Below are 23,927 nucleotides of genomic sequence, written 5' to 3' on the forward strand. Positions count from 1 at the left end.
TGGTGAGCCTGCGCACCGCTAACTTCGCTGCGTTGTAGGTTTCGGTCGCCTGCCCGGAACACGAAAACAAGCCGAACACGCTTGGAAATATTGATGACGTGGCCATCGTTGGAGGCGATAAAGCACGGGCGCTCGGTCTTGGGGTCATACACTTAGCGCCGGTTAACCGGCTGCGTCGGAAGCTGCCCCGTTGTCGGTTCGCTGGAGCCGCCCCCCTGTGCCGGCTTGCACCACAGCTAGAACACAAGTAGCCAGCTTCGCATACCGGCTAAACCGGCTAGCCAGGCGCCGCACTCTACTTTACGGTGTCCAGGTTGCTGTGTGCAGCGATTATAGGGCCCACAATCGGCGATTCGGTCCGGTTTCGTTAGCTTACCCGTAAACCCGGCGCGGCGGGATGTTGTTCGGCATCGGTGGTACTGGTGGCAGCATAAGCTTTAGCGTTGACTGGGGATCAGCCGGCTCGCCACTTGCGCGAACAGCCGCTGATAGCCAGCCCCTCCCAAAAAACGCGCCACCACGTCCGCGACTTTGGCGTCCGTGCCGACCAGTACCCGTGCCTTCTTTTTGTGCACCGCTTTGAGGATGATTCGGGCGGCGTGCTGCGGGCTGGTATGGGCCACCCACGTGTCGAACCGACTGGCCATCTTGCTCACATCGAGCCCCTCAGCGGCCGTGGCGTTGCGCGCAATTGCGGTCTTGATGCCGCCTGGGTACACTACCGTCACCTTGACCGGCCGGCGGGCCAGCATCATCTCTTCTCGCAGCGCCTCGGTGAAGCCGCGTACAGCGAATTTGGCCGAGTTGTACGCTGCCTGCCCAGGCACCGAAAACAAGCCTAACACACTCGAGACGTTGATGATATGGCCATCTCCAGAGGAGATCAAATACGGAAGGAACGCCTTAGTGCCGTTCACGACACCCCAATAATCGACGTCCATCACTCGCTCTATGTCCTTGAAGTGGCTTATCTCGACGTCGCCGGCGAACGCGATTCCGGCGTTGTTGTAGATCTGGTTCACCTTACCGAAGTTCTCGTGGACCACGTCGGCATAGGTCAGGAAGGCTTCGCGTTCAGTCACGTCGAGTTGGTCGGTTCTGACCGACGCGCCGATCGCTTTCAGCTGTTCCTCGGTCTGTGCGAGCCCTGTAGTGTCGACATCGCTAATTGCCAGCTTGGCACCTGAACGGGCCAGTTCGATAGACAAGGCTTGCCCGATACCCGAACCAGCGCCGGTGACCACAGCAACCTTGCCGGCGAACCCCTCCACTAGCAGCCTCCCTTTTGTCGGCTTGCTTGTCTTGAGGTTAACACCAGTGCCGGTGTTTTGAGCTTAGCTGAACGCTGTGTCGAGGATCTCTTGTTGCTCGACGGCATGCACCTTCGGCGAACCCGACGACGGCGCCGACATGGCCCGCCGCGAAATCCTCTTGATCCCGGTGAGTCGGGGAAGTAGCTCGGGTAGCTCCAGGCCGAACCGCGGCCAGGCACCCTGGTTGGCTGGCTCCTCCTGCACCCAGAAGAACTCCTTGGCGTTTTCGTAGCGGTCTAGCGTTTCGCTAAGTCGGCGCCGCGGCAGCGGGGCCAGCTGTTCGATCCGCACGATCGCGACGTCGTCGCGGTTGTCCTTGATCTTGCGGGCGGCCAGCTCGTAGTAGAGCTTGCCGCAGGTTAACAGAACTCTGGTGACTTTGCTGCGGTCGTCGATGCTGTCCTCGTAGGTAGGTTCCTCCAGCACTGAGCGGAACTTGATCTCGGTGAAGTCTTTGATGTCACTGACTGCGGCTTTGTTGCGCAACATCGACTTAGGTGTGAACACGATCAGTGGACGTTTAATGCCGTCGAGAGCGTGCCGGCGCAGCAAGTGGAAGTAGTTCGATGGAGTCGACGGCATCGCAAAGGTCATCGACCCCTCCGCCCACAGCTGCAGGAAGCGTTCGATGCGGCCAGAGGTGTGGTCGGGGCCCTGCCCTTCGTGCCCGTGCGGCAGTAGCAGTACCACTGTCGACAATTGTCCCCACTTGGCCTCACCGGAGTTGATGAATTCGTCGATGATTGACTGTGCGCCGTTGACGAAGTCGCCGAACTGTGCCTCCCACAGCACCACGGCATCCGGGTTGCCTACCGTATAGCCGTACTCGAAACCGACAGCAGCGTACTCCGACAACGGCGAGTTATAGACCAGAAACTTGCCGCCGGTGGGACTGCCGTCGGGGTTATTGGCCAGCAGCTGCAACGGAGTGAATTCCTCGCCGGTGTGGCGGTCGATGATCACCGAATGCCGCTGCGAGAAAGTGCCCCGTTTGGTGTCTTGGCCTGATAGCCGCACCAACTTGCCTTCCGCCACCAGCGACCCTAAGGCCAGCAACTCGGCGAAAGCCCAGTCGATCTTGCCTTCATAAGCCATCTCCCGGCGTTTCTCGAGCACCGGCTGCACCCGCGGGTGCACGGTGAAACCTTCTGGTATCGCCAGGAATGCGTCGCCGATGCGGGCCAGCAGAGCTTTGTCCACCGCTGTGGACAACCCCGCGGGGATCATCTGGTCGGACTCCACTGACTCGCTGGGCTGTACGCCGTGCTTTTCCAGGTCGCGTACCTCGTTGAACACTCGCTCCAGCTGACCTTGATAGTCGCGTAGCGCGTCCTCGGCTTCTTTCAAGGAAATGTCTCCGCGTCCGATCAAGGCTTCGGTGTAGCTCTTACGGGCGCCGCGCTTGGTGTCGACAACGTCATACATGTACGGGTTCGTCATCGACGGATCGTCGCCCTCATTGTGCCCGCGCCGGCGGTAACACAGCATGTCGATAACGACGTCCTTCTTAAAACGCTGCCGAAAGTCGACCGCCAGCTTGGCTACCCACACGCAGGCTTCCGGGTCGTCACCGTTGACGTGGAAGATCGGCGCGCCGATCATCTTGGCGACATCCGTGCAGTACTCGCTGGACCGAGAGTGCTCCGGCGCGGTAGTGAAGCCGATCTGGTTGTTGACAATGATGTGGATGGTGCCGCCGACACGGTAACCAGGCAGATTCGCCAGGTTTAGCGTTTCGGCCACGACTCCCTGGCCGGCGAAGGCGGCATCCCCGTGCAGCATCATTGGCACCACCGAAAACGCTTCATCTTGGTTGCCGTCGGCATCCTTGTTGAGCAGGTCCTGCTTGGCCCGGACGAGACCTTCGAGGACGGGGTCCACGGCTTCCAAGTGTGACGGGTTGGCGGTCAGCGACACCTGAATGTCGTTGTCGCCAAACATTTGCAGATACAAACCGGTAGCACCGAGGTGGTATTTGACGTCGCCGGAGTTGTGTGCCATGGCTGGGTTCAGATTGCCCTCGAACTCGGTGAAGATCTGTGAGTACGGCTTGCCGACGATGTTGGCCAATACGTTTAGCCGGCCGCGGTGCGGCATCCCGATGACCACTTCGTCCAGGCCATGCTTGGCGCACTGGTCGATCGCCGCATCCATCATCGGGATGACGCTTTCGGCGCCTTCCAGTGAGAAACGCTTCTGTCCGACGTACTTGGTATGCAGGAACGTTTCAAAGGCTTCGGCCGCGTTGAGCTTGCTCAGTATGTATTTCTGTTCGGCTACAGTTGGTTTGACGTGCTTAGTCTCGACTCGCTGTTGCAGCCATTCCTGTTGTTCGGGGTCGAGGATGTGGGTGTACTCCACGCCGATGTGGCGGCAGTAAACGTCGCGAAGCAAGCCCAGCACGTCACGCAGTTTCTTGTATTCCCACCCGCCAAAGCCGTTGACCTTGAATACTCGATCCAGATCCCACAGCGTCAGGCCGTGGGTCAGCACGTCGAGGTCTGGGTGACTGCGGAAGCGGGTGTTGTCCAACCGCAGCGGATCGATATCGGCCATCAGATGGCCGCGGTTACGGTAGGCCGCGATCAACTCCATGACGCGAGCGTTCTTGTCGACGATCGAGTCCGGGTTGTCGGTGCGCCAGCGTACCGGCAGGTATGGGATGCTCAGCTCGCGGAAGATCTCGTCCCAGAAGTTGTCCGAGAGCATCATTTCGTGGATCGTGCGCAGGAAGTCACCCGATTCCGCACCCTGGATGATGCGGTGGTCGTAGGTCGAAGTTAAGGTGATCAATTTGCCGATACCCAATTCGGCGACGCGCTCCGCGCTGGCGCCTTGAAACTCGGCGGGGTATTCCATGGCGCCTACCCCGATGATGGCGCCCTGGCCAGTCATCAGCCTCGGCACCGAGTGCACGGTGCCGATAGTGCCGGGGTTGGTAAGTGAAATCGTGACGTCGGCAAAGTCTTCGGCGGTCAGCTTGCCGTCGCGGGCCCGGCGGACGATATCTTCGCAGGCGGTGACGAATTGTGCGAATCGCAATTCTTCGCAGCGCTTGACGCCGGCCACCACCAAGGACCGCCTGCTGTCTTTACCTTGCAGGTCGATCGCTAGGCCAAGATTGGTGTGGGCTGGTGTCACTGCGGCGGGTTTGCCGCCGATCTCCGCGTAGTGTCGGTTGATGTTCGGGAATTTCTTGACCGCTTGCACTAACGCGTAGCCCAGCAAATGCGTGAAAGAGATTTTCCCGCCGCGGTTGCGCTTGAGCTGGTTGTTGATGACGGTCCGGTTGTCGATCATCAGCTTGGCCGGAATGGCTCGTACACTGGTCGCTGTCGGCACGTCCAGCGACGCGGACATATTTTTGACGACAGTTGCGGCGGCGCCGCGCAGCACCTGCAACTCGTCACCTTCGGCAGTCGGGGTAGTGCCGATTTCGGCTGGAGCTGCGGTAGGGCCGGCTGTCGTGCCTTTGGTTACTGTTGGGCTGGCCGCGGGCTTGGCTCTGCTCGCTGCCGGCTCAGCGACCGCAGCTAGCTTTACTTGTGGTGCGGCTGAGGGTTGTTTATCAGTGGAGGTAGGGTCCGTAAGTACCGGTTCGGTGGTTGATTCGGGGTTGTAGTCAACCAGGAATTCGTGCCAGCTCGGATCGACCGAGGAGGGGTCGTCGCGGAACTTGCGGTACATCTCTTCGACCAACCATTCGTTTTGCCCGAATGGTGAACTTATGTTGGCCACAGCCGCTATTCGCCTCAATTCTTCTGTCCTGCAAGCTCATTGTGCGACGCTTGCAACTTTTTGCACCTTGGTTGGCGGGGTATCCTGTCACACCCGTCGCGGTTTTGAACGGTCTCAGCCCCCTCCTAAAGACTATCGTTTCGGCTGCGATTAGCCAGACAGAGGGGGTTTCGTACCTCGTTTGACGTCTAGCCAGCGTTATGAACCGCCGGTAGCAGGATCAGAGTGGCTGGCCAGCGTGACGGCGCGGCGCCGAACGCGTTGCGGGTATTGTTAACAATCTTCTTACCTACTATCCGGTTACCAGCGCCGCCTACCGCGGCGCCGATGCCGATCGGCAGCATTTTGCCGAACATCAGCGCTCCGCGACGCACTGTGTACCGTTTGACGGCATACCTGAGTATCCATGTGTGCAACTGGGCCCACGTTGACAGCGGCCGTGAGGCCATGCCCCCTACCAGCCAACTCCCGTTGGTGCGGCCAGGACCGATCAGTTCGCCTATGGTACGTCTGGTGTCGTCTCCGGTCAGCACGGCCAACACCAGCGCGCGGCGTCGTTCCCGATGGTTGGCGGGGATGCCATACACCGATGCGATCGTCAGTACGAAGACCGCGGTCGCCTCCAGGAAGAACACCGTTTCGCCTGCGCTTGCCGACACTGCGGCCAACGTTCCGATCCCGGGCAACGTGGCTACCGAGCCCACTGTCGCACCGCTCGCGGTCAACGCGGCCAGATAGCGCTTTTCCAGCGTGGCGACGATCTCGGTCGGATTGGCACCTGGGTGTGTGCGTCGCAGCCGGGCCACGTAAGCTTCCGCCGCCGGGCCCTGTATTCGCACACTACGCTCGATGACCTGAGCCAATGCCCGGGTAGACGCTTTGGGCTGGCCGTCTGGAGTGGCTGGAATTTGCTCCGGCTCGGACTTATTCCAAAACCTATTCCTAGGGCCGTTCCGTCGGGTACACATGTTGCCTCTCCTGTGAATGGCGTGCCTTTAGGCTAACGTCGGTTCGGTTCTTAGCTGTGTAGAGTCGAAATCATGCCGGGCCGCGCTGTGGCACTAAGTTCGTTGGCGTCGTGTTGGGTTGCCCAGCCGCAATAATGCGGGCTGCATATTACTTAGGTTGGCGACGATGTGAGTCGTCGACCAGACGGGAAGGGATATTCCGAAACAAAAACAAGTAAGGATTACGAGGATTATGTTAGGGATTATTGATGACCTATCAGCTTGACGTCGTTTCCGGTCAGCTGCATCCCCCGATACCGGGGCTAAACAACGACCGTGGCCGGACGCATGCCACAGCTGCATAGCGCGGCACCTTGTCAGGAGTTGAACGAGGTGAGGAAATAACCCCGGCCCGGGTCGACTCCACCAACTCATGGTATTCGCTGTGGACGATGGTGACCGGTTTCGTCATGATCGTGCTCGATTCGAACATCGTCGCTATCGCGTGATTTGCTCATCATGGCCGATTTGCATGTCGGGTATGGTGCCGTGGTCCGGGTGACTAATGCCTACTGGTTGGGATACGCGGTGGTGTTGCTGGTGGCCGGGCGGCGGCACGCTGGTCGACGTGCTGGGCTGGCAGTCTGGTAGTGGATTTTTTCATTAATGTCCCCCTCGGCTCGGCCATGGAGGTTTGGTGCTGGTGCTGTCCACCCAGGGGCATCGGTTCGACCTGATCGGCGTCGGGCTATCCGGGTCGGGTACCTTTCTAATCGTTTTCCGACTATAGCAGCGGGCAATCCGTTCATTGGGTGCCGTCGGTCTGGGCGACGCTCGTTGCAGGCGTCGGGTTTCTGCCGACATTCGTCTACTGGCAGGCAGGCAACACTCGCGAGTCGCCTGATGCCACCAGATATCTTCGGCGACTCGGACTTCAGAGCCTGTGTAACGTCGGGGCGGCGATTGTGGCGTTCGCGACGATAGCGCTGCTGCCGCTGATGTTCTTATACGCAGGTGGTGTGCGGGCTATTGTTGATCCACGTGGCGCTGCTGATCGCACCGCCGGTGATCGCCAATGGTGTGTTGGTGCCAGTTGCCGGCATTATCGTCGACAGGTAGCCTGGCGCCGCAGCTAGCCGGCGTGGGCATGGTCGCATTGATGACCTCGCGGATCAGTGCCGAGATACCGTCGATCCCGGGAGGCGGACATGCACTCGGCGGCTCCAAGGCTTTAACGTTGCTCGAGTGGCTGCGCTAATCGTTCTCGGCTGTGATTTCGGAGTTTAAGCTTCTTCTCGCGTTCATCGCCTGGTTCGGAATTATTGCCGCGCTGTTCGTGGTCGACGGCACGGCTTCGGCGATGAGCCGTTCGGCCTGCAGACGACTCGGCCCTTTCCCCGACGGCGATGGTGGTTATGACGATGATGACTATGTCGAGTTGATCCTTCGCTGCGCGCCAGACATCGAAGCGAGGCCGGATGTCGAGCGCGAATCGGTGTGTGATATCGAATCTACAATGATGCAGTTCCGACGTCTGCAGCCGGGCACCGCCGACGCATGGCACAATGATTACGTGGAATCGTGGTACAGTTTGCTCGCCGATTTCGATTCGGTACCGATGCTAACTGAACCGATTATCTTGATTCACAACGGTGTTCACGTCGACGGCGAGCAGCGATTCCACCGTATCGCCGAAGTGATGCCGCGCACGGTTGGTTCCTGTCGTTATCGACTCACCGAAGATGAGACACTGCCAAATTTACGCCTCATCTAGATCCCAATCCGCAGGTTCTATTGAATGCCGCCAGCGTCAAAAACGCGCCCAAGTCAATCAGGCCAACAGGCGTAGCGGGCAGATACTCTGTCAGCGTCTCTGAGCGCACGATCACTGCTGCATATTGTGCCCGACTGACGGCAACGTTGAGCCGATTCCTGTTGAGCAAGAATGAAATTCCACGTGGCACCATTTCAGTAGATGAGGCTGTCATCGAGATGAAGACTACTGGAGCTTGCCCGCCTTGGAATTTGTCCACTGTTCCGACCCGGACCCCACTGATCCCGGCCGACATTAATTTTTGTCGCACCAACGCCACCTGGGCGTTATATGGTGCCAGTACCAAGACGTCAGAGACGGCCAACGGTCGGGTGCCGTGTTCGTCGGTCCACGGCGTGCCGAGCAGCCGCTCGATCTCGGCGGTGATTGCGCCGGCCTCTTCGGGGCTCTCTGTCGAGTTGCCTTGGTGGTGAACGGGCAGCACGTGCACGCCGGGTTGATACTCGTTGAGGCGCCGTGCTGCAGTGTATTCGGTGTGGGCATGCAGTCTGCCTTCGTAGGACAGTGTCGATACTGCGGCACAGACCGCCGGATGCATCCGGTAGGAGCGGTCCAGAAAGTAGCCGCGTTCATCGGGCAGGGTTCGTTGACCCTCAAATAGCCAATCCAACGCGGACGTATCGACTGGTTCGGGATGATTGCCTTGACTGACCTGTGGTAGCTGTTGCGGGTCGCCGAACAGTATGAGATTCGCCGCCGCGGGTGCCACGGCGATGGTGTTGGCCAAGCAGAACTGGCCGGCTTCGTCGATGACCAGCAAATCGAGACTGCCCGGAGGAACCCGATTGCGATTGGCAAAATCCCATGCTGTACCACCGATCACGCATCCGGTGGGGTCGGCAATGAAGCTGGGGTAATCGTTCCCGTCGATCTCCTTCCAGCGCGGAGCACTGCGGTCATGCCGTTTTTTTGCGACTTGTCGCGCATCGAGGCCGGCGGCGATCACGCCGTCCAAGAGGTTCTCGACCGCGGCGTGCGATTGCGCGACAACGCCAATACGCCAGGCGTGGTTGCTGACCAATTGCGTGATGACGTGTGCAGCAGTGTGCGTCTTGCCGGTCCCGGGTGGTCCGTGCACGGCCAGGTACGATGAATCCAGGTCCATCACCGCAGCGGTAATGTCGGCGACCGTATCGGTGCTGCGCGGTAGCGGAGCGCCACTGTGGGTTCGGGGAGCGCGGCGCAGCAGAATGTCAACCAGCGCGGTGTGGGGTAGTTGCGGCAAACTGGCGGCTAGTGCAGTGGCCGTTGACTCGATCGAATCTCGCAGGGCCGTTGTTGCTATCGGTGGCCCTGGGGTCAGTGCGAACGGCAACTGGCGGAATGTTTTGCTGTCATTTTCTACTCGTTCGACAATGACCACCTCGGTGGGTATCGACAGGTCGTCGGCCTCGATAACCTCGGCCCGGCCGGCGGCCCGCCGGCCGGGGTGGACGTCCATAGCTGGAGGGGCGGGAGGCTCATAGAGTGCGAAGACCGTCGAGCTGAGGTTGCCACGTGCCAATCTGCCGCGCAGCCGCACCCGACGTTGTGGCTTGCGAGCACGAGGAGGTGTATGCCAGTCGATGATGACCGACGCGTCGTCGGCAACGAAGACATCTGTGTTGTCTGCCCATTCGTCAACAGGGAAGTTCAGCCGGTCAAAGTGCCCCCACCAGAACGGCTTGTCTTCGCGTCGATGGTAGCCGCGCGCTGCAGCCACCAAGGCGACCGCTGTCTGCTCGGGTGTACGGTCGCTGACGGTTACATCGCCGATGAAACCCGACAAGGCTGACAAAGTTGCCGTAAGTTTGTCATCGTCCTTGACAGTGTTCCCCTCGGGAACTGGTTGGGCGCCAACTGGTACGACACCGGCTTCATATGCGCGCAGCAACAGCCAGTTACGCAATTCACGAGTGGACCTGCAGTCGTAGTGGTTGTAGTTTTCGATTTCTTGGAGCACGATTGCTGCCTCGTCAACTCTTCCGGCGGAAAGTAATTCGCAGTACCTCCCATAGCAGGTGATCGAATCTGCTGCGGTAGTTACATCGCCGGAGCGCAGTTGTTCCCCCATATACAACGGCTCGAGCGCCTTCAGGCTAAAGGATTCGGCACCTAAGCGAATGCTCTTTCTTACCAGAGGATAAAGGTCAACCAGCGTTCCGCTACGCAGTAGCTCGTCGACTTCGTCCTCGCAGACACCGTATCGTCCGGCAAGCCGCAACAGCGCAGTCTTTTCGTAGGGTGCGTAATGGTAGACGTGCATATGCGGTCGACGCTTACGGCGTTTTGTCACCATCGTCAGAAATTCAGTAAGTGCCTTGCGTTCTTCCACCCGGTTGTGCGCCCACAAGGGGCGAAAGATCCCGGAGGGTTCGGAGTCCAAGACTCCGAACAGGTATTCTAGACCCCATTCTTGGCCGTCGACTGTCCACAGCGGATCACCTTCGAAGTCGAAGAACAGATCACCGGGATCTGGATAGGGTAATAGCTCCAGCGTTTGCGGGTCAACGATCTCGAATTGCGGAGTACCGGTGTCACGTTGGCGGACTTGCAGTTGGGCCTGTGCGGTTAACGTGCCGAATACGCTAGAAGACAAGTCGGGTACCGGGCCGGAATAATTGGCTAGTTCGGCGATGGTAGTTATGCCGACTTCAAGTAGCTTGGTGCGCTGGCTTATTCGCATACCTGTGATTAGCAGCAGATCGTCGGTCGCACGCATCTGTTCGGTGCACTGTGGACAGCGCAAACAGGACCGTACTTCGTCGTCTTCCCAGCGCACCGCCATTCCTGTGGCATAGTGGCGGTCGAGCAGCCGCTGCAGTAGCGAGCGTTGGGACCGGTAGACCGGGATAAGGTCGCAGAGCCGGTAGGATACAGTCATTCCGTCGCCCAGTCGTAACTCTGCTTCAGGTGCCACCGGGACGCCCGAGTGGGCCAGCGCATCAGCGTAAGCGGCCAGTTGTAACAATGCGGTGACTTTCGGCGAGTGTGCAAGCTTGGTATCAACGACCCGATATTGCTCGCCGTCTCGTACCAGGAAGTCAATGAACCCGACAAAGCGACCGTCGAACATTGCCGCCTGATACACCGCCGGAGCACGGCTGGCGATGGCGCGCTGGGTTGCCTCGGCGGCAGCGGCAAACCCGGCGTACGTGTATTCCGGACGGCTAATGACCGCAACCGCATCCCCGAACTCGTGGCGTAGTTGGTCAAGGTGACGCCGCTCATGGTCGGCGCCCAGAGCGCTGGTTCGTGCGAACAGTTCGTCTTCGGTGGTGGTGACTACGGGGCCGCGACCCAATTTCGCGTCGAAATCCAGCAGTAGGGTGTATTCGCACCGAAACGCGGCGGCAAGATCCGACGCACTGTAGACGATGGTCTCGTTGGTGACGAACACAGCAACAACTGTAGGTGAGAGGTTCGACGGTAACGGGATGCTGCTTAGCTAGCCGCCGGCGGTGTTACTTATGAGCTCGACCGCGTTGCCGTTCCAATGAAACCTCACCACGGTGGTCAAGCCGTCAATGCCGCTAGGGTATGTCAACGCCACCGTGTCGCCGGTGGTCTGCGCTGGGTCAATGCCGTTGAACCCGTAGGTGTCGGGTACACCTTGTGGGATGAACCGGCCAAGATGAAACAACACTGCCCGGGTGGTGGGGTTGACCGCGTTCGTGTTGGCCTTAATGATCACCGCCGATAGCTGAGCGCACTCGTTGTAGTTACCGGCCAATGGTTCTGGATTCCACGGCTGCGCACTGCGCGGATCGTGGGGCAGCTCAGAGACCACTCTGGCGATTGTGGGTGAGGCAAGATTGACCGCGCACGGATCAGCCGGTGGTGTGCTGCTGGTGGGCGGGGCAGCCGTCACGAATGGCGGGCTCGGTGCACTGGAGATGGTGGTTGAAATGGTCCCGGGGGTCGAGGGGGGCACTGGAGTCTTTGCGACCGTGGAGTCCCCGGAACTACAGCAGGTTAACGTCCCGGCGACTAACACGACAGCGACCACGCCCAGCAGTGACTCGAAACAGGGCGGCGACCACACATCGCGCACGGTACCGCCTGCCGTCGTAAACGTTCGCAGTTGTACGGCTTATGCGGCGTGTCACGGTACAGACACGACCGCTAGCGACCCGGGTATTAGCTGCGTCCAACTCCGCTGGGCTGGCGATCACCACTAAACTTCACGTGCGATGGCTATCCCAGACAACCTCCATAGCGTCCTTTGACACGTTTGCTGATCTGCAGATCCATCCGTACGTCTTGCGGGCGGTTGCCGATGTCGGCTACCCATCTATGGCAGGTCATTGTTAGGGCGTGCAACTGGCCGGGTTAAGACGCGATGCGCAAGTAGTGGTCGGCACCCCGACCACGTCATCAACCACCTTGAACGCGACACGCTGGACCTGTCACAATTGTACTACCTGGTGTTTGATGAAGACGACGAGATGCTCATTATGAGTTTCGCTGAAGATGTTGAGCTCACCCTTTTCGAAACCCCGGGATACAAACAAGTAGCTTTATGGTCGACGAACATGCCAGCGGCGATCCGCAAACTCACCACTTAAAAGTACTTACACGATCTGCTCGAAATCAATTTTAAAGCGAAAACTGCTACAGCCGAGAATATTTCGCAACGCTATATTCGCGTTTTCGGTCCACGTAAGATGGGCCCACTGACCCGTATTCTAGAAGCGAGCCTTTCGAGGCGATGACCGTCTTTGTCCGCACCAAACAGGCGACTGAGGAGGCCGCCAAAAAACTGTGTACTCGAGGATGCTCTGCCACAGCTATCAATGGCGACACTCCGCAGGGACAGTACGAGTGGACCACCATCGCCCTGCGAGAAGGTGCTATTGATATCCTGACACGCGCTGATGTCTTCGCGTGCAGGCTGGACGTGGAAAGGATATCGCATGTGCTCAGCTACGACATTCCGTGCGACACCGAGTTCTATGTGCACCGGATCAGACTTACGGGTCGGGCCGGCCACTTGGGAAAGACGCTGTTGTTCGTTTCCCTACGGGAGCTCTACCTATTCAAATCGATCGAAAAGGCTACGAGGCAAGCACTTACCGAGGTTGAATTGCCTACCGTTGAACATGCCCATGCACAGCGAATAGCTAAATTCAGCGATTACATCACCGACGCACTCGGCGGCCCGGGAATCGAGCTATTTCATAGGTTGGTCGAGGATGACGAACGTGAGTGCAATGTCCCGATGGTTGACATCGCCGCGGTGTGCGCCTGTGTTCCGTGACAGCGAAGTGTTCCTGATGATCCCCGAATCGCCACTTCAGCGGCTGAAGGGTCCTGAAAGGTCCAAAAACCAACGTGGCAAAGAACGTTGGGATCGTTACGAAAAGCCAGGGAGAGGAAGGTACTTAGCGTCATATCGCGGTGCCGTGGACAAACGGTACAAGATTGGTTCCGGGGCGATCGTGGGGGTCATTGCCAACAATGGAGGTTTGCATCGTAGCGATTTTGGCCACATAACCACTGGGTCGAACTTTTCTCTGGTGGGGATGCTGGCTAAATTACCCCGAGCCATACTGAAAAATTTTGATAAAAAATACATTTCGGGTGTGTTGCTCGACTTTCAGCCCGACCAGCTACCAGAGAAAGCCTGCGGGCGTGATGGCGGCAAACCGCGCAGAAAACACACCGGATGACGCTGGCTGAGGAAAGGGACGCCCAAGGTGGACTAGAGCAGATGCCGCAGGTGGATCGGATTGCGTCACTGACCGGCATCCGCGCGGTTGCCGCCCTCCTGGTCGTTGGCACCCACGCGGCGTACACCACCGGCAAGTACACTCACGGCTATTGGGGCCTGGTCGGTGCCCGATTGGAGGTCGGCGTCCCGATCTTCTTTGCGCTATCCGGTTTCCTGTTATTCAGCCCGTGGGTAAAGTCGGCCGCCACTGGAAGTCCGCCACCTTCGGTGAGCCGCTATGCATGGCACCGGGTTAGGCGCATCATGCCTGCTTATATGATCACCGTGTTTTTCTCCTACGCTCTGTATCACTTCCGTGCAGCAGGGCCGAATCCTGGACACAGCTGGATGGGATTGATCCGCAACCTCACGCTGACGCAGATTTATACCGACGGCTACCTGGGTTCGTATCTGCACCAGGGCCTCACCCAGATGTGGAGTCTTGCGGTGGAGGTCGCTTTCTATGTGGCGCTACCGCTGCTGGCATATCTGTTGTTGGTGCTGCTCTGTCAGCGACGCTGGCAGCCGAGGTTGGTGTTGGCTGTTCTTGCTGGGATGTTGTTGATTAGCCCAGGATGGTTGATCCTGGTGTACCCCGATCACTGGTTTCCAGACGGCGCTCGGTTATGGTTGCCGACCTACCTGGCCTGGTTCCTCGGGGGAATGATGCTGTCTGTGCTGCAGGTGATGGGCGTGCGCTGCTACGCATTCGGGGCCATACCGCTGGCGATCATCTGCTATTTTATCGTGTCGATGCCTATCGCGGGGGCGCCAACCACATCGCCGGCCTCGTTGGGGGAGGCGCTGGTTAAAGTGGGCTTCTACGCCGTAATCGCCACGTTGGCAGTGGCTCCGCTAGTGCTAGGTGATCTGGGATGGTATTCGTCGCTACTGGCCAGCCGGCCGATGGTGTGGCTGGGCGAGATTTCTTACGAAATTTTTCTGATCCATCTGGTGACGATGGAGTTCGCAATGGTCTATGTTGTCCGAGATCACGTCTACACCGGGTCGATGCTGAACCTCCTCGTTGCAACGCTCGTGCTGACGATCCCCTTGGCTTGGATGCTGCACCGCTGCACGCGGATGCGAAATTAGATCTAGAGAGGCTGCCTTGCTCTAAGTTAGCAGTTGGCGATGTAAAGATATTTAGGGACTATGACCGCACTTAGACCGTCGCCGGGCTGGCAGGGCTCGGTGCTGAAGCTATTGCGTGTTGGCGGCTACCAACTCACCGTGACTAGACTGGCTGTGAGATTAGCCCGCGTTACCTGCGGTTGAGTTTCGATGACGGCAGGATGCTCGCCGAGCATGCCGTGTAGCCCACGATGTGGATATCCGGATGTGGTTCGCCGACGGGCATCAGCTCTGTTACACGCTGGTTAATCCCAATCCGGTGGCTGGTACCACATGGATATCTAGTTTGCGCTGCACGACGATTGTTCATCGGATTGGGCTATGAGCTGCAAGCCCGGCTACACCATCGGGGGCGACGGGGGTAGCCAGTTTCCCTACCTGAGCCCTCCTGGCTGTGTACGTCATTTTGGTCGATACCGAGTCATTGCCCGCGATCCACTCTCTGTTAGACCCCCTCGGGGACGCCCCCCTGCATCCGTGTTTTTCGAGATTTTCTGCGATGATGATAAATGCCTGACGGTAGTGCGCAGTGCCGATGTTATCTGGGTGGACCCTCAAGAACGATGGCGGCGAGTTGCTCGAGGTCGTACGGTCGGCGACGTTCGACGCGAACGATTACCTTGGCTGGGTGGCCTGATCGGATCTTGCGGGACGCACTAGTGAGACCTACAGTTCGGCCGATGTCGTGCCGGAAAACACCCCTGGTATCGATGTATGCACCCCCGGGTCGAGTTGCTAGGAGGGATGTGCTACGACATCGAGCCTTGATACATCGCTACTTCGGGCTGCTACGCCCCCTATTCGGATGTGAGGCGCATCTTTATTGGAGTGGACATCGTCCCCGACTTTCGGAGGGCGAGCGTACCGACGCCCCGCCTTTGGCGGCGAGGTTGGCCTCGTGTTCAGCCTTCCGGCAGGTCGCTCCGGTGGTGGCCCGCTCTCTGTCCCCGGGCATACTAGGCAGGCACTCCATCAGTGTAGTGCAGTGGTTACAGTTTCGACCAGGCCTGCGAGGCGCCGGCGTGGTAGCAGTGCATTGCACTCACATCCTGGAACCATATCTGTTCGTACTCGGGTTCGATGCCCATCAGCGCCTGGACGATTCTGCCCCGAAGATGTTGGTATGCGCCAAAAATGACAGCAGAGCCCGCTTAGTTGCCACCAGTAGGGGTTGCATCGTGGCGGCCAACACCAATTCGACAGCCTTTATCATTGCCGCGATTTGCGAGGCAGCCTGCTCTGCATGGCTAGCCGACGCAAAAGAGCTTACTGCCGAGCGTAGCTAGCTGGCTAATCCAGTTCAGGCCGTTGCAGTCGTGAGCATCGATCCCGATCCGGTTCCGGTCTCCATCAGCGCCGAATTGACCTCAGGAGGCAAAATTGGGTAATTCATTACCATTCCTTCCTGAGGGGGTTAACTCAGCGGCTTTCGTGGACGTCCTGATGATACAATCAATTCAATTGCTTCCCCGCAGTGGACGCCGCACAGTTAAGAGGGTGTTGGATAACAACAAACATTCTTGGCATCAATTCCATGAAATTCGCGTCCACCGATTAACCGGCGATACTCGATGAGTCCTAACATAACTCTGGCCCGGTGCCGAAGTTAGCAATATCGACAAAAATTTGCTATAGACATGATCGGGTATTGGCGCTATGTGTTACGGTGCACGCTTTGGCAGGCTGAATGAACAGCTATTGGGCGGGGACCTACGCCACGATCGGGACGACGAACTCCTCAATCATTGCTCGCTCGTCGGCTTTGCCTTGGTTCGGAAGCGTCAACAACAAGGTGATCATCCGTAACATCAACGATCCCGGTGTAAGACGGTGGAGGTGTCGTTGGGACCCGGTGAGTTGATGAACGCGGCGGCCAAGGCGATGATCACTTCAGACTGTCTGGCTATTTCGCCGCCGATCGGTGGGTGGGTCAGAACAAACCACGATGCCAACGCCGGGCTATCGCGTACCATCCGCAATGTGACTGGTGATGCTCGTGACTAAACTTCACACGGGTCATCGATGTCGTTGATCTGCCGCTTGGTTTCGCTACTAAGCCGGTAGGTCTCTGCGGTTCACGTATGCGGTCCGCAACGCCTCACGATTTTCGACATACCGGTACAGCGTCGCGCGCGAACAGCTTGCTGCCCTGTCGATTTCATTCATACCAATCGAAGTCGGATCACTCTGGGGTACAGGTTCTCAGCGGCGTCGTATGTAACTGCCGCCAGCTCACGTTATGCTGAACTCGTCGACCTCGAAGTCGGGCAACGGGCCAGTAGCTCGGTCAGCGCAACCCGGGGTTGCATCCGGGTCACCGCAGCGCCCAGGTATGTGCGCCGTGGCTGCAGGTCAGGATGTTGCGTGGGCACCAGGTCACGTCCAGTTTGCCCCCGGGAGGCTATACATAGTTATAGTATTAGCGTTCATCCCACTTGGCCTACCCGTATAGCGCAGTAAAACCCTGCGACCGGCCGAGACAGTGGTGGTCGCCGACCGTGATATCTCGCGTGGTGATGCGCACTAATTTCTGGAAGGATTAGGTCAGTCGCAGCAGTTCCTCAACGGCATCGAGCTACCGAGCAGGCCGATGACGGCGTCGTTTCCGCCGGTGAACATCGTGCATGTAAACGCCAGCACCGACAGTGTGTTGGCCCTGGCCTTTACCAAGTGCGAGATGGTGTCCGTCTTTGGGTTCGCTTCGGCGCCGCTCGATCAGCCTGGTGAACTAGGTCAGCATCGACTCGATCGCATAGCCGGCAGTGTCCAACGCGTTGGTGATGCCGCCGGCGTTGGCTGTGTTGGCCTCCACGATGGCCTGGAGCCAGCAATCGAATTGTGACCGGTTTTTTCGGGGAAACCGACATAGTGCGCCATCACTATAGACGGCAATGGTTTGAAAAACTCGGTGATGATATCCAAGCTGCTCTTGGCGCGCAGCTGCTCGATACGCTCGACGACGAAGTCACGCACTTTTGGCTCGACTGCGTTGACCTGTCGTGGGGTGAAACCGTGCGACACCAGTTTGCGGAACCTGGTGTATATTCCCTCATCTTTCATCACCATCGGCGAGTTATCTTGCAGCCCAATTAATTCTGTGTCGCTGTAGTTGATGGTGCATCCCTGCGCAGAGGAGAATGTCGTATGGTCACGAGTCGTCGACCAGACGTCGGCGTGCCGGGACAGGACGTAGTAGTCGTCCTCGGGCTGGTTTGCGGGGATGAAGTGGTGCACCGGATCGTGGTCTCGAAGGGTTTGGTGCATCGACCAGGGATTGGGCCAAATGTCGGCAGTGGGGAGCCGGAGCCTGTGAGACATCAAGCACTATATGTCTCATATCTAAGACGTCTTGCTAAATGTGTCAAGCATGGCAAGCTGTAAGTGTGAAGTCAGCTTCACGCCCAGGATGCTGGGCGCAGATCAGATCGCCGCGCCGGGATTCAGGTAAGCCATAGGGGTCCAATTCGTGCCTGATGCGCTGGTTGAGCTCCATCACGTGGGGCCCGAGATAGCCGTCCAGCCATGGGTCGTTGCAACCGGCCGACGCCGTGCTCACCGGCTATGGTGCCGCCGAGGATGACGGCCATGTCCATGATTTCTCCGAACGCATGATGGGCGCGTTCCGTTATCGCGGCATCGGGGAAATTGTACACGATCAGCGGGTGGGTGTTGCCGTCGCCGGTGTGCGCGATCACCGAAATCATCAAGTTGCACTCGGTGACGATGTGGGCGATCCTAGTAACTAGCTTGCCTAGCGCCGGCAGCAGCACCCTGACGTTTTCGAGCAACAGTGAGCCCTTGATTTCGACCGCCGGGATGCAAACACCTTCGGGCGGCAACAAACGCCTCACCCTCGTCTGGGTCGTTCGTGGAAGATACTTGTGTTGCACCGTTTTCAGCAAACACAGCCGCGATCAGTTTGACTTCGTCGGCGGCCTGTGCACCCAAATTCGTCGGAGCCGGCCCCTAGCATAGTGGCTGCCCCGCGGTCCAGGTCCATCCGGAAGGTGTCCTCGACGGCATTGATTGCTACTGAATCCATAAATTCGAGCATTGTGGGACGTAGCCGAGCGGCGATTCCCAACACCGCATCGACAGCCGCCTGGACAGAGGCGAAGGTGGCTAACACGATGTTCGACGCGTTTTGGGTGGGCAACAGCCGCCGTGTCACTTCCGTGATGATTCCCAGCGTGCCTTCGCTGCCAACGAAGAGTGTTGTCAGGCTCAGCCCGGCGACGTCCTTTAGTCGCGGACCACCCAACCGGAACTGCGGTGCCGTCGGCCAACACCACCTGGATGCCCAGCACATAGTCGCCTGTGACGCCGTACTTCACACAGCACAGTCCGCCACCATTGGTGGCGAAGTTGCCACCAATGCTGCATATCTCGAACGACGACGGATCGGGTGGATACCACAGCCCGTGTTGGGCGGCGGGCTTCTTTAACTCCGCGTTGAACAGACCGGGCTGACAAACCGCGGTGCGGGTGACGGGGTCTACGGTGATGTCACGCATCTTTTCCGTCGACAGTACGATCCCGTCATCCAGTGCGTTAGCGCCGCCCGACAAGCCGCTGCCGGCTCCCCGGGCCACCACCGGCACCCGGTTTGCGCTGGCTCAGCGTAATAACGTCCTGACCTCGTCAGTGTGGCGTGGCTGAACCACGGCCAGCGGTTTGCCTGCCGGACGGGTCCAAGCCGCGGTCCTGCCGGTAGCCGTCGGTGACAGACCGGATCGGTGACTACCATCCCGTCGGGCAGACCGGCCATGAGGCTGGTCAGAACACCCACGCCTCGATACTACGGGTCGGGGTCGACGACCAACTCTGGTGCGTGGTCTAGCTCGCGCAGCGACGGCCACCTGACACAGACAAGCCCGGTCAACACGATGGGTAGCGCCAATGCCAAAACGCTACCCGCAATCCGGCGGTGTCGGTCAATTAACCGGCTAGCAGCAGGTTCAACGGGCCGGCGGTGAACGCGAGTGGACGTCATCACCCCGACCATTCGGCCACGCAAATAGAAAAAATTAAAAATAATTTAGTGTGGCGCTCGAGTTTGCACCTCTTAAGTTGTAAATTGCCGCCATCAGCTCATCAAGCAGGCCAATCAGCGGGACTTGATAGGCAACGGTGGCAGGAACGCGATTAACACCGTCGCCGAACTGAAGGTCCGGACTGCGGTAAGCATGATCGTGCGCCGGCGCACGTGTGGTTACAGTACGGCGTAGCCGAAAGTGTTCACCAGACCTACCCGTCGCGAGTGCTATCAATGCCTAGCGAAGCTGCTGATGCTGGTCGGTGAAGTATTTTGGAATACAGTACGCTTGCCATCGGCCGGTACAGTGCGGTGACCGCCAGGTGGATTATTGCCAGTGTGCGCAAGATCCGCAGACTCCACACGCAGCGCGGCCTGTCGGCGATTCCGGATACTCGCCCCCCTGCGGCCGGATAGTGTGGCAGCTTAACGGCGTCTTCGAGCCGCAACGCGGCAATCGCGAAGATCGACAACTCTTAAGGTGCCCACGGTGATCTACACCGTGGTGATTTTGCTGACCGTGGTGATCATCAGACCGCCGACGCCTGGTTCGACCACAAACGCCAGGTTGAGGATCGCCTTCGTAAATGTAGTCGGCTCGGTCCAATGAACAGCCCGCTCGTGCGGCGACCTTGGGTAGCATCGACTGGCGAGCCGTAACCTCTGTGTGATTGAATAACACTGAGAGCGCGACTATCACCGCGACTTTTACTGCGTTGGTTGCCCAACCCTCACGCCACTAGCGGGACGTCGGTCATTGCTGCGCCAGACAACGCATCGGAGACCAATTGACACCCGGCGGGGTCCAAAAGTAGTCGACCACGGTGCCGGCGGTCAGCGTCGAGATGAGTAAGGGCAGTGTGGTCGAGCCGACTACGATCGATGCGTCCTGTGCGCTGTGTCCGCGCTGTAAGCACCAGCCAGGGGAAGGGCAATGATGGAAATGTCATCACTAATCAGCGCACGCCACTCACTCGGCGGACAGGATAAGGAACGCCGGGCTGCGGCTGTTGTTTCGCATGCCGGGCTGCATTTAACGTCAAGGCCACACGCGGAGCAATCGAATTTCAGGCCCCCTAGATAATTTAGGGCTTGTTCGTTACTGCACACGGCGGAATGGTTCGATGTTCTTGTGCTCATCCATCCAAGTACTGGCCAGGCGTTCGGTTCTCCTGTCGGGCCTGGAACCGGCTGGCCGGGCGATCTGGCCACACCGCGGACTCCAGTTGCCGCCAACGCCGAACAGGTTTTGGTGTTGGCGGGTGGAGCCGGCTCGATTCCCGAACTCAACGCACAGATCAGCGTATGCCGAGCCTGCCCAAGGTTAGTCGACTGGCGTGAAAAGGTCGCGATCGTCAAGCGCCGAGCTTTCGCCGACCAGCCGTATTGGGGGCGGCCGGTGCCGAGTTGGGGATCGCAGCAGCCGCGGCTGTTGATCGTGGGGCTGGCGCCCGCTGCGCACGGCGCCAACCGGACCGGGCGAATATTCACCGGAGATCGTTCTGGGGACCAGTTGTATGCGGCTCTGCACCGGGCTGGGTTGGTGAACTCACCGACCAGCATGGACGCAGCAGACGGGTTGCAGGCCAACCAGACTCGGATCACTGCACCGGTACGGTGCGCGCCGCCCGGAAACTCTCCGACGCCGGCGGAGTGGGTTACCTGCTCACCCTGGCTGGATGCCGAATGGCGGTTGGTGTCTGAGCACGTTCGGGCAATCGTCGCCCTGGGTAGATTTGCCTGGCAGGTCGCGCTTCGACTACCGGGCGCATCCGCAATGCGCAAGCCGCGGTTCAGCCACGGTGTTGTGGCGCAGCTGTCCGCCGGTGTGCGTTTGCTCGGCTGTTACCATCCGAGTCAGCAGAATATGTTCACCGGTAGGTTGACGCCGGCAATGCTCGACGAGCTTTTCCGTGACGCCAAGAAATTGGCCGGGATTTAGTGACACGGCTGAAATTATGGTTGCTCGATAAGCTTACTGAGACCATAACGATGGCCAGGAATCAGAACTGCAAGCTGTGCTAATTTCTCGGCGTGTCGTCGCAGAAGTGTACGTGTCACGGTCGTCGATCTGCATACCCTACGACTAGTCGTTAGTGTTGTTCACGTGCGTGTTTCGATATTTGTGCTGCGCGTTCCCGCTTGGACTCGGTCGCATATGCGACGCTCACAGCCGGATCCGCAGGCTAATGGCAGCGGCACGCTGCATTTCTGCCTACAAAAACCTGCAACGATCACCCATCGTACCAGCTCAAGCCGTAAATCAACGTTACAGGACGGCTTAACTGCCGTTTAGTGACAAGGCGGGAGACGGTTTTGGTTTCCGGAGTCAGTACCGTCGGTACGGCTGTCGCATATTAGCTTGGGCAGCAGGGTTATTCACTTATACGCCGAGCGTCGGAGCGAAGAGTGAAGTGTGCCCGCAGGGAACATTCTTATGGCTGGGGGCGTTGACGCCAACGTGCGTCTTTCCGTCCTGATCTCGTTCCGGTGCGCACAGATCAGTAGGCTAGGTATGCGCCTGGTGGTCGCCGTGCAGCCGAAGCAGACCACTAAACCAGTAGATTTTCACTCGCTGCCGGGTCGTCGAAGACCGCAACATGTTGTCTGTTGGTGCCACCAGCCCGCCGTGCTGATTACCTACCTGGCCGTTGCAGACCACCGCACCGAACCGCTTGGCACCCTTGGAGCCGTTAGCGAAAGAGCTCATATAGTGAGCTCAGTCTGACTGGCTAGCATCGATTTGGGCTAGGGCTTCCCGCAAGATTTGACCCGTCGTTTCCCGGTCCGGGGCCCGGAGCAACACCATCCCTTTGGGGACCGACAGTTTGTCGTCGTTGCGGCGCGGAAGCACGTGCAGATGAATATGAAAATCGTTTGGAAGGCAGCTCAGCCATCGTTGAGCGCGATGTTTATCACGTCGGCCAGTTCGGTCGCGCGGGCGGCCTGCGTGATCCGTTGACCGATATCGATATTATTACACGCGCCTCCGAATATCCGCGACCCGCGTTCTATGCGAACTATTTGCCCCGGTAACTGCTTGCGTGGCATTAGCGATGACGTGGATGCGCAGGCTCACCCCGACCGGCTCGAAGCACGCACCCGGATGCTGATTCGCTTGGGATTATTTTTCAGACCGGCGAATGGCGGCCATTTGCGCTGGAGAAGGGGTGTTGTGGTGCCTGATCCAGTCGATCTTCGACCACGTCGATGTTGCCGTCACCCCCTGGTACTGTCAACGGCCCGTTCCATGCCCGCGCCAACCAGCGCCGTGGGGCGCTGTCTATATTGCTGCCGGTAGCGTAACGGACTCCATACTACCCGATCTGGAATTTGACCGGTCAACCTGCCGCGGCCGTCCCCGTGGGATTTGGACGGTGAAGTCTAACCGATGTCAGTGCAGTTTTTCGGCGGCCGTACGTTGAAGCTAAGCTGTTGTCGTTACCGCCCAGATCGAGGCCGCATAAACGTGATCCCACCGGTGACCGCCGGTGTCATAAGGGGTGCGAATTTGCTAGCGCTAACCCGTCGCGCCCGGCTGCATGGTGCTCACAATAGATGTGATTGCCCGTCAGGCGGCCAGTTTGGTCCCTGGCGGCATGATGTGATCTGTGTTGGTGATGGCAGCCGCTGGTACTGGATCGGCCAGCTTGGCTCGGCGGTGTCGCAAGTCTGCAGTACAGTTTGGCCGCTTTGGCACTGTTGAAGTAAACGAACGTGATGTGGGGTAGTCGGTAAACAGTGCGGAAAAATTTTTGACCGTCAATCTTTTCGGTTCGGTCGCGGAGTTAGTGCTGCCGACGCAACGACGGCTGTACAGCACAGCCCAAAGAGCGACACCGTAGGCTAGCAAGGCCGCCAGTCGGGCGTCATATTGAGCGTTTGATTCGAGGACGAAAAGTTCATTGGTAATTGACCAGAACGCATTTTGCGGATTGGCTATAGTATTGCTGTTTCGCTGGTAGGTGGGCGTTCGGGCATGCGCCCAGGATTAATATCCTGGCGCCGGTGCCGATGATCGGCGGGCATCTCTGCAACAGTGGTGAGGTCATGTGACGTCTAAAAGAGTTGGTGTAGAGGCCGACTGGGAAGTGCATATCAATTCCTTTGTCCCAACCTTGCGGGCACGGCAGGAACCCGTGCTAGCGCCAATCAATTCCACTACTGGCGCGGAGCGTGCAGGAGAATACTGACTGCTTGCTGGCCTTTAACATCGCTGTATGTTTACCGGTGA

Annotated in this window: 14 protein-coding genes and 7 pseudogenes; 7 read left to right on the forward strand and 14 right to left on the reverse strand. The window is 58.6% G+C overall.

The genetic code is table 11. The features are described from left to right. Positions 1–437 precede the first annotated feature (437 nt). The 3 genes from MLPF_RS06980 to MLPF_RS06990 all read right to left on the reverse strand — a co-directional run bounded on the left by MLPF_RS06980 (position 438) and on the right by MLPF_RS06990 (position 6,019). Positions 438–1,271 (reverse strand): SDR family NAD(P)-dependent oxidoreductase, encoded by an 834-nt coding sequence (locus MLPF_RS06980; protein WP_045842900.1) that lies wholly within the window; start codon positions 1,269–1,271, stop codon positions 438–440. 63 nt (positions 1,272–1,334) lie between these two features. Further along, positions 1,335–5,051, reverse strand: a complete 3,717-nt coding sequence (locus tag MLPF_RS06985; protein WP_045842901.1) for a multifunctional oxoglutarate decarboxylase/oxoglutarate dehydrogenase thiamine pyrophosphate-binding subunit/dihydrolipoyllysine-residue succinyltransferase subunit — start codon at positions 5,049–5,051, stop codon at positions 1,335–1,337. Positions 5,052–5,239: 188 nt separating this feature from the next. After that, complete coding sequence (locus MLPF_RS06990; protein ID WP_236684945.1) at positions 5,240–6,019, reverse strand: hypothetical protein; 780 nt, start codon at positions 6,017–6,019, stop codon at positions 5,240–5,242. A 353-nt stretch (positions 6,020–6,372) separates the two neighbouring features. Here MLPF_RS06990 and MLPF_RS15735 point away from each other — a divergent pair, with 353 nt between their 5' ends. The 3 genes from MLPF_RS15735 (at position 6,373) to MLPF_RS06995 (ending at position 7,772) form a co-directional block, all read left to right on the forward strand. Next, positions 6,373–6,507, forward strand: a complete 135-nt coding sequence (locus MLPF_RS15735) for a hypothetical protein (protein WP_272946098.1) — start codon at positions 6,373–6,375, stop codon at positions 6,505–6,507. A 10-nt stretch (positions 6,508–6,517) separates the two neighbouring features. Then, positions 6,518–6,649: a hypothetical protein gene (locus tag MLPF_RS15740; protein WP_272946099.1), complete on the forward strand. Its 132-nt coding sequence runs from the start codon at positions 6,518–6,520 to the stop codon at positions 6,647–6,649. Positions 6,650–7,268: 619 nt separating this feature from the next. Beyond that, complete coding sequence (locus tag MLPF_RS06995; protein WP_045842904.1) at positions 7,269–7,772, forward strand: hypothetical protein; 504 nt, start codon at positions 7,269–7,271, stop codon at positions 7,770–7,772. Here the strand turns inward: MLPF_RS06995 and MLPF_RS07000 are convergent. Both MLPF_RS07000 and MLPF_RS07005 read right to left on the reverse strand, forming a co-directional pair. Further along, positions 7,765–11,211, reverse strand: a complete 3,447-nt coding sequence (locus tag MLPF_RS07000; RefSeq protein WP_045842905.1) for a TM0106 family RecB-like putative nuclease — start codon at positions 11,209–11,211, stop codon at positions 7,765–7,767. The two genes, MLPF_RS06995 and MLPF_RS07000, sit on opposite strands and share 8 nt — an antisense overlap. A gap of 48 nt (positions 11,212–11,259) precedes the next feature. After that, on the reverse strand, positions 11,260–11,865 hold the full coding sequence (locus MLPF_RS07005) for an LppP/LprE family lipoprotein (protein WP_045842906.1): 606 nt from the start codon (positions 11,863–11,865) through the stop codon (positions 11,260–11,262). A gap of 232 nt (positions 11,866–12,097) precedes the next feature. Between MLPF_RS07005 and MLPF_RS07010 the strand changes: the two are divergent. Then, positions 12,098–13,483, forward strand: a pseudogene (locus MLPF_RS07010) (helicase-related protein); the annotation flags it as partial. Further along, positions 13,480–14,619 carry an acyltransferase family protein gene (locus tag MLPF_RS07015; RefSeq protein WP_045842907.1) on the forward strand — a complete coding sequence of 380 codons (1,140 nt, stop codon included), beginning with the start codon at positions 13,480–13,482 and terminating at the stop codon, positions 14,617–14,619. The pseudogene MLPF_RS07010 and the gene MLPF_RS07015, both read left to right, overlap by 4 nt. Before the next feature lie 1,028 nt (positions 14,620–15,647). On the opposite strand, the gene MLPF_RS17315 is transcribed toward MLPF_RS07015, so the two are convergent. The 7 genes and pseudogenes from MLPF_RS17315 to MLPF_RS07040 all read right to left on the reverse strand — a co-directional run bounded on the left by MLPF_RS17315 (position 15,648) and on the right by MLPF_RS07040 (position 20,643). Next, complete coding sequence (locus MLPF_RS17315; protein WP_420329592.1) at positions 15,648–15,746, reverse strand: PPE domain-containing protein; 99 nt, start codon at positions 15,744–15,746, stop codon at positions 15,648–15,650. Beyond that, positions 15,746–16,057: pseudogene (locus MLPF_RS17320) on the reverse strand (PPE domain-containing protein). Before MLPF_RS17320 ends, MLPF_RS17315 begins: the two are co-directional and overlap by 1 nt. Positions 16,058–16,368: 311 nt before the next feature. Continuing rightward, positions 16,369–16,889 (reverse strand): annotated as a pseudogene (locus MLPF_RS07020) (TetR/AcrR family transcriptional regulator). A 1-nt stretch (position 16,890) separates the two neighbouring features. Further along, positions 16,891–17,976, reverse strand: a pseudogene (locus tag MLPF_RS07025) (cytochrome P450 family protein). A 102-nt stretch (positions 17,977–18,078) separates the two neighbouring features. Then, positions 18,079–19,426 (reverse strand): annotated as a pseudogene (locus MLPF_RS07030) (FAD-binding oxidoreductase). Positions 19,427–19,905: 479 nt separating this feature from the next. Next, positions 19,906–20,166: a hypothetical protein gene (locus tag MLPF_RS07035; protein ID WP_237755966.1), complete on the reverse strand. Its 261-nt coding sequence runs from the start codon at positions 20,164–20,166 to the stop codon at positions 19,906–19,908. A gap of 258 nt (positions 20,167–20,424) precedes the next feature. After that, a complete protein-coding gene (locus tag MLPF_RS07040) occupies positions 20,425–20,643 on the reverse strand; it encodes a hypothetical protein (protein ID WP_236684949.1) in 219 nt (72 codons plus the stop codon). Between the two features lie 182 nt (positions 20,644–20,825). On the opposite strand from MLPF_RS07040, the gene MLPF_RS07045 reads away from it, so the two are divergent. Further along, complete coding sequence (locus MLPF_RS07045) at positions 20,826–21,635, forward strand: uracil-DNA glycosylase (RefSeq protein WP_193386730.1); 810 nt, start codon at positions 20,826–20,828, stop codon at positions 21,633–21,635. A gap of 567 nt (positions 21,636–22,202) precedes the next feature. Here the strand turns inward: MLPF_RS07045 and MLPF_RS07050 are convergent. Continuing rightward, complete coding sequence (locus tag MLPF_RS07050; protein ID WP_045842912.1) at positions 22,203–22,403, reverse strand: hypothetical protein; 201 nt, start codon at positions 22,401–22,403, stop codon at positions 22,203–22,205. Positions 22,404–22,412: 9 nt separating this feature from the next. Further along, a pseudogene (locus MLPF_RS07055) lies at positions 22,413–22,666 on the reverse strand (HIT family protein); the annotation flags it as partial. Between the two features lie 30 nt (positions 22,667–22,696). On the opposite strand from MLPF_RS07055, the pseudogene MLPF_RS17325 reads away from it, so the two are divergent. Next, positions 22,697–23,160: pseudogene (locus MLPF_RS17325) on the forward strand (amidase family protein); the annotation flags it as partial. Positions 23,161–23,927 lie beyond the last annotated feature (767 nt).

The organism is Mycobacterium lepromatosis (genome assembly GCF_000975265.2).
In the GTDB taxonomy this organism is placed as follows: Bacteria; Actinomycetota; Actinomycetes; order Mycobacteriales; family Mycobacteriaceae; genus Mycobacterium; species Mycobacterium lepromatosis.